Origin of the sequence: Actinomadura sp. CNU-125 (genome assembly GCF_001942465.1) — a bacterium.
GTDB lineage: Bacteria > Actinomycetota > Actinomycetes > Streptosporangiales > Streptosporangiaceae > Spirillospora.
Genome location: NZ_MKJY01000304.1, coordinates 1 through 5,895, shown reverse-complemented (window position 1 = coordinate 5,895; position 5,895 = coordinate 1). Strand labels below are relative to the sequence as shown.

The 5,895-nt window shown below is 75.0% G+C and carries 3 protein-coding genes and 2 pseudogenes; all 5 read left to right on the top strand.

From position 1 onward, the window contains the following. Nucleotides 1-128 (top strand): annotated as a pseudogene (locus BJF79_RS62220) (RNA-guided endonuclease TnpB family protein); the annotation flags it as partial. Between the two features lie 223 nt (nt 129-351). Then, nucleotides 352-2,040: a CocE/NonD family hydrolase gene (locus BJF79_RS30110; protein ID WP_075902480.1), complete on the top strand. Its 1,689-nt coding sequence runs from the start codon at nt 352-354 to the stop codon at nt 2,038-2,040. 157 nt (nt 2,041-2,197) lie between these two features. Next, nucleotides 2,198-3,574 (top strand): glycosyltransferase, encoded by a 1,377-nt coding sequence (locus tag BJF79_RS30105; RefSeq protein ID WP_075902478.1) that lies wholly within the window; start codon nt 2,198-2,200, stop codon nt 3,572-3,574. Further along, nucleotides 3,574-3,945: pseudogene (locus BJF79_RS67455) on the top strand (ATP-binding protein); the annotation flags it as partial. The gene BJF79_RS30105 and the pseudogene BJF79_RS67455, both read left to right, overlap by 1 nt. Further along, nucleotides 3,914-5,895 (top strand): ATP-binding protein (locus BJF79_RS54005; RefSeq protein WP_410050159.1); only part of this gene is annotated, 1,982 nt, incomplete at its 3' end. The pseudogene BJF79_RS67455 and the gene BJF79_RS54005, both read left to right, overlap by 32 nt.

Genomic DNA, 5,895 nt, shown 5'->3' with positions numbered 1-5,895 from the left:
TGGCCGCCGGGCTGGCGGTGTCGGCCTGTGGAGCCGGTGTGAGACCTCAACGGGAGTCCTCCCGGACGGGGCGGTCGGCGACGAAGCAGGAAACCCACGGGGCGACCCGTGGACTCCCCCGCCTTTAGGCAGCGGAGCAGGTCAAGAGGTGTGCAGTCTCCTTCCTTCCGGGCGCGACTGATCGGCCCGCCGGTCTGGGTGATTTGCGCATTGTGCGAACAAAGTTCGCTTTACGTGGATCGCCTCGATCGTAGTTAAGCCGTGGCCCGCCCGAGACGCGATCTCGATGAAAGCCCGGTCGCCGGCCAGGGAACCGTGTCGTTTACGATCGGTCGAGTGGTAGGCGTGGGCATGATGCGCCGGCTGGGGGTCACGGCGCTGGGACTGCGGAACGGCCCCCACAAGGTGACGGTCGAACGGGACCTGGAAGTTCCCGCCGGGGACGGCGTGACACTGCTCGCCGACCGGTACGCGCCCGTCCCCGGAGACGCGGACGCCGAGAACCCCCCGACGGTGCTCGTGCGCTCCCCGTACGGGCGGCGCGGGCCGTTCGGGCTGATGTGCGGGCAGGCGTTCGCGTCGCACGGGTTCCAGGCGGTGGTGCAGAGCGTCCGCGGCGGGTTCGGGTCCGGCGGCGTGTTCGAGGCGCTGGACGAGCGGGAGGACGGCCTCGCCACCATCGAGTGGCTGAAACGGCAGCCGTGGTTCGGCGGGACGTTCGCGATGCACGGCCCGAGCTACCTCGGCTACGTGCAGTGGGCGGTCGCCGCCGAGGCCGGGCCGGCGCTGAAGGCGCTGTCGATGCAGGTCACGGCGTCCACGTTCCGGGACGCCGTCAACGTCGGCGGGACGTTCGCGCTGGAGTCGGCGCTGATCTGGGTGGACATGACCGCCCGGATGAAGAACTCCCTGTCGGGCATCACGACCGGTTTCACGTCCCCGCGCCGGGCCCGCCGGGCCGCACTGTCGGGCCGTCCGCTCGCCGAACTGGACCGGATCGCGACCGGCGAGCAGCAGCGGTTCTTCCAGGACCTCCTCGTCAACGGCCCCGACACCCCGTTCTGGGACAAGCGCGACTTCAGCCCCACGGTGTCGCGGGTCACCGCACCGGTGAACATGACGGGCGGCTGGTACGACATCTTCCTGCCGTGGCAGCTGAAGGACTACGCGGCGCTGCGGGCCGCCGGGCAGGAGCCGTACCTGACGATCGGCCCGTGGTTCCACGCCGACCAGCACATGATGCGCGGGTCCGTCGGCGAGTCGGTCGCGTGGTTCCGCGCCCACCTGCTGGACGACCCGTCCGGCCTGCGCCCGAACCCCGTGCGGCTGTACGTGACGGGCGCCGCGGAGTGGCGCGAGTTCCCGCACTGGCCCGTCCCGGGGATGCGGGAGGAGCGCTGGCACCTGCGGCCGGACGGCGGGCTGGCGCCCGCAGAGCCGCCCGAGTCCGAGCCGGACCGGTACCGGTACGACCCGGAGCATCCGACGCCGTTCCTCGGCGGGCCGACGCTGCTCGGCGAGACGCACCCGTCCACCGACCAGCGGCGGCTGGAGCGGCGCCGGGACGTGCTGACCTTCACCTCCGCCGAGCTGACCGAGGACATGGAGATCATCGGCCCGGTCACCGCCGACCTGCACGTCCGGTCGAACCGGGAGCACACCGACTTCGTGGTGCGGCTCTGCGACGTCACGCCCGAGGGCGAGTCGCTGAACCTGTGCGAGGGGATGCGGCGGCTCGTCCCGGGCACGCCCGAGGCGGACGCCGACGGGGTGCGGGCGGTCGCGGTCGAGCTGTGGCCCGCCGGGCACCGGTTCCGCGCCGGGCACCGGATCCGGGTGCAGGTCGCCAGCGGCGCCTATCCGCGCGTCGCGCGCAACCCCGGCACCGGCGCGCCGATCGGCACCGCGACCGAGATGCTCATCGCCGAACAGGAGCTCTTCCACTCCCCCGGCCGCCCCTCCGCGATCAACCTGCCCGTGGTGCCCGCGGGCGCCGGGCGGATCGACGAGGCGGCCGAAGAGAGCGGCACGGAAAAGTAAATCTGCCGGTATCCGCGCTGATCGGAGGCGATCCGGTGGAGGGATCCGATTCGTGAGGTTTGACGGAGACTGCCATCGGGGTAAAGATCCCTACGAGCAGGTGTCTAAGACGCAGATACCTCCAGGCTTCCCCTGTGTCGTCCCGGAGGATCCCGTTATGTACCGCCCGCTTAACATCGCGCTCGTGTCCGCCTCCGACCTCGACGGCGAGCACCTGCAGTCCGTCCACGTCCGGGATCTCGCACGCTCTCTCGTCCGCCCGCTGCACGGCGACGCGGAGCCGAACCACGTGACGGTCTACGCCCGGCGCCAGGACAAGGACGCCAAGAGCCGCGTCCGGCTCGGCCCGGGCGCTTCGCTGCTGCACCTCGACGCCGGTCCCGCCCGTCCGCTGACGGAGGACGAGACGCTGGCGTACCTGCGCGACTTCGCCGACGAACTCCGCCGCCGCTGGTCGGGCGCGGGCCGTCCGGACATCGTCCACGCGCACGGCTGGATCGGCGGCCTGGCCGCCTGCGCCGTCGCCCGCGAGCTGGACATCCCCTTCGCGCACAGCTACCACGGCGTCGCCGCCGCCGAGCGCCGCACCGGCCGGGAGGTGCACCCGCACCGCGACCGGCTGGAGAAGGCGATCGGACGCGACGCCGCGATCGTCCTCGCCGCGCACGTCGAGGAGGCGAACTCGATCGTCCGGATGGGCGTCCCCCGCCCGGCGGTCACCGTCGTCCCCTACGCGGTGGACGGCGAGCACTTCGCCCAGACCGGCCCGGCGCTGCCGCACGGCGACCGCGCCCGGCTGGTGATGGTCTGCGACGACCTGCGGTCCGGTGACGTCCCGACCGCGCTGCGCGCCCTCGTGCACGTCCCGGACGCCGAGCTGGCCGTCGCCGGCGGCCCGGACCGCGAGGAGCTGGAGAACGACCAGGACGTCCACAAGCTGAAGCTGATGGCCAAGGAACTGCACGTCGCCGACCGGGTGATCTTCCTCGGCCGGGTGCCGCGCAAGTCGCTGCCGCGGCTGCTGCGCACCGCCCGGCTGGCGCTGTGCCTCGCGCCCGTCCAGCCGTCCCCGTCGGTGCCGCTGGAGGCCATGGCCTGCGGCGTCCCGGTGGTGACGACCTCGGCCGGAGGCAACGCCGACGAGGTCCTCGACAAGATCACCGGACTGCACGTCCCGGCGGGCCGCCCGGTGCAGATCGGCCGGACCATCCGGCACCTGCTGTCGGAGGAGACCACCCGGCACGGCTACTCGATCGCCGCCGCCGACCGCGCCCGCTCGCGCTACTCCTGGGAGCGGATCGCCGCCGAGACCCTGCGCGCCTACCACAAGGTGCTGCCGGTCCCGGAGGTCCCGGCCCCCCGCGAGGACGACGCGGCCGAGCCCCGCCGACGAGCACGCCGCGGAGGAGGAGCGCACGCCCGCCCTCGCCCGCTGACGACCGCGGCACCAACCCGCCGCACTCGGCACGGGCCCCGGACCTCCGGTCCGGGGCCCGCCCCGTGCGCCCGGAGCAGCTTCGCCCCGGTGGGATAATGGGGACGGACGCGACGGAGGGGGCGCATTCGGTGCTGATCGGGAGGGCGGCGGAGCTCGCGGAACTGACCGGGGCGCTCGACGACGCCGCGGCCGGGCGCGCGCGGACGGTCCTCGTCGGCGGCGACGCCGGGATCGGCAAGACGCACCTTGTGTCGACGCTGGAGCGCGCGGCCCGCGAGCGGGACTGCGCCGTCCTGGTCGGGCAGTGCGCCGAGCTGGGCGAGAGCGTCCCGTACCTGCCGCTCGCGGACGCGCTGTGGACGGCGCTCGCGCGGCGGCGGGCCCGACGCGGAGGCCGTCCGGGGCGGGCTGGAGACCCGGCCGGTACTGGGCCGGTTGCTGCCCGACGGGGACGGCGGGGGCGATCCGCTCGCGCCCGACCTCGGCCGGCAGCGGCTGTTCGGCGCCGCGCTCGGGCTGCTCGGCGAGCTGGGCGGCGACCGTCCCGTCCTGCTCGTCCTGGAGGACCTGCACTGGGCCGACCGCTCCACCCGCGACCTGCTGACGTTCCTGTGCCGCGTGCTGCAGCGCGAGCGGGTCTGCCTCGTCGGGACGTACCGGTCGGACGATCTGCACCGGCGGCACCCGCTGCGCCCGCTCGTCGCCGAACTGCGGCGGCTGCCGAACGTGACGTCCGTCCAGGTGCGGCCGTTCGGGCGCGGCGAGACCGCCGAGTACCTGGCGGCGCTGGCCGGGGCGGCGCCGACCGCCGAGACGGTCGAGCGGGTGCACCGGCGGTCGGAGGGCAACCCGTTCTACGCCGCCGAACTGCACGCCACCGGGGAGTCCGCGGAGCTGCCCGCCGGGCTCGCCGACCTGCTGCTGTCGCGGGTCGAACGCCTGTCGCCGGACGCGCGGCGGGTGGTGCGGATCGCGGCGGTCGCGGGGCGCCGGGTCGACGACGAGCTGCTGCGGCTGGTGTCGGGGCTCGCCGAGGACACGGCCGGGGAGGCGCTGCGGGAGGTCGTGTCGCACCAGCTGCTCGTCCCGGACGGCGCCGGGTACAGCTTCCGGCACGCGCTGCTGCGCGAGGCCGTCTACGCCGACCTGCTGCCCGGCGAGCGCACCCGGCTGCACGCCGCGTTCGCGGAGCTGCTGGCCGACGAGCGGACGGGCGGGCGCCGGGGTTCGGCGGCCGAGCTCGCCTACCACAGCCTCGCCGCGCACGTCCTGCCCGCCGCGTTCGCCGCGTCGGTGCGGGCCGCCCGGGAGGCGGGGCGGGTCGGCGCGCCCGCGGAGGAGTTCGAGCACTACGAGCGGGCGCTGGAGCTGTGGGACACGGTCCCGGACGCGGAGGCGGTCGCCGGGACGGGACGGGAACGGGTCGTGCTGGCCGCCGAGCAGGCCGCGGCCGAGGCGGGCGAGGTGCGCCGGGCGGCGCACTCGCTGCAGCGGCTGCTGGAGACCGCCGACCCGTCGGACCGGCTGCTCGGCGTCCGGATCCGCGAGGAGCTGTCGTCGCACCTCGGCGAGCTGGACAGGGACGACGAGGCGCAGGCGATGGCCCGCGCGGCCGTCGCGATGCTGCCGGACGGGCCGCCCACGACCGAGCACGCCCGCGCCCTGGCCACCTACGGCAAGCTGCTGCTGTGGCGGGACACCGACGGCGAGATGCCCGCGTTCGCGGAGAAGGCCGTGGCGGTGGCCCGCTGCGGTGGCGGCGATCGACGCCGAGGCGAGCCTGCTGCTCACCCTCGGCGGGTACTGGAAGCGGCAGGCGGACCCGCGGGCCGCCGAGACCATCGACGGGGCCCTGGAGCTGGCGCTGACGGGCGGCAGCCCGCTGGTGACGCTGCGGGCGATGTTCCACTCGGCGGGGCTGCGCTTCGACCGGGGCGACCTGGCGGACGCGGCCCGCGCCGCCGACGACGGCGCCCGGTACGCCGACGGCAACGGCCTCGGCTGGAGCACGCACGGCGGCCTGCTGCGCTGCCTGCGGTTCCTGATCCGCTACACGACCGGCGACTGGGCGGAGGCGGCCCGGCTGGCGGAGGGGTTCGGCGTCCAGGTCACCCGGCGGGCGGAGGCGCAGGCCTCCGCCTACGCCCTGTTCCTGGAGGTCGCGCGGGGCGACGCGGGCGTGGACGAGCGGCTGCGCTGGCTGGACCCGCTGCTGCCCGACGACTACTTCCTCAATTACATCGCGCGCGGCCTGGCCGCCGAGCTCGCCCTATGGCGCGACGATCCCGGCACCGCGGTCGAGCACGTCGACGCGGTGCTGGCGACCCCGTACGGCGCCGAGGACAGCGCCGTCCGCATCGCGGCGACCGGGCTGCAGGCCCACGCCGAGCTGGCCGCGCTCGCCCGCGCGGCCGGGG

What these genes read in the sequence shown, in the direction of transcription:
- BJF79_RS30110 (WP_075902480.1), top strand. Translation starts at nt 352, where the DNA reads ATGATGCGCCGGCTGGGGGTCACGGCGCTGGGACTGCGGAACGGCCCC.
- BJF79_RS30105 (WP_075902478.1), top strand. Translation starts at nt 2,198, where the DNA reads ATGTACCGCCCGCTTAACATCGCGCTCGTGTCCGCCTCCGACCTCGAC.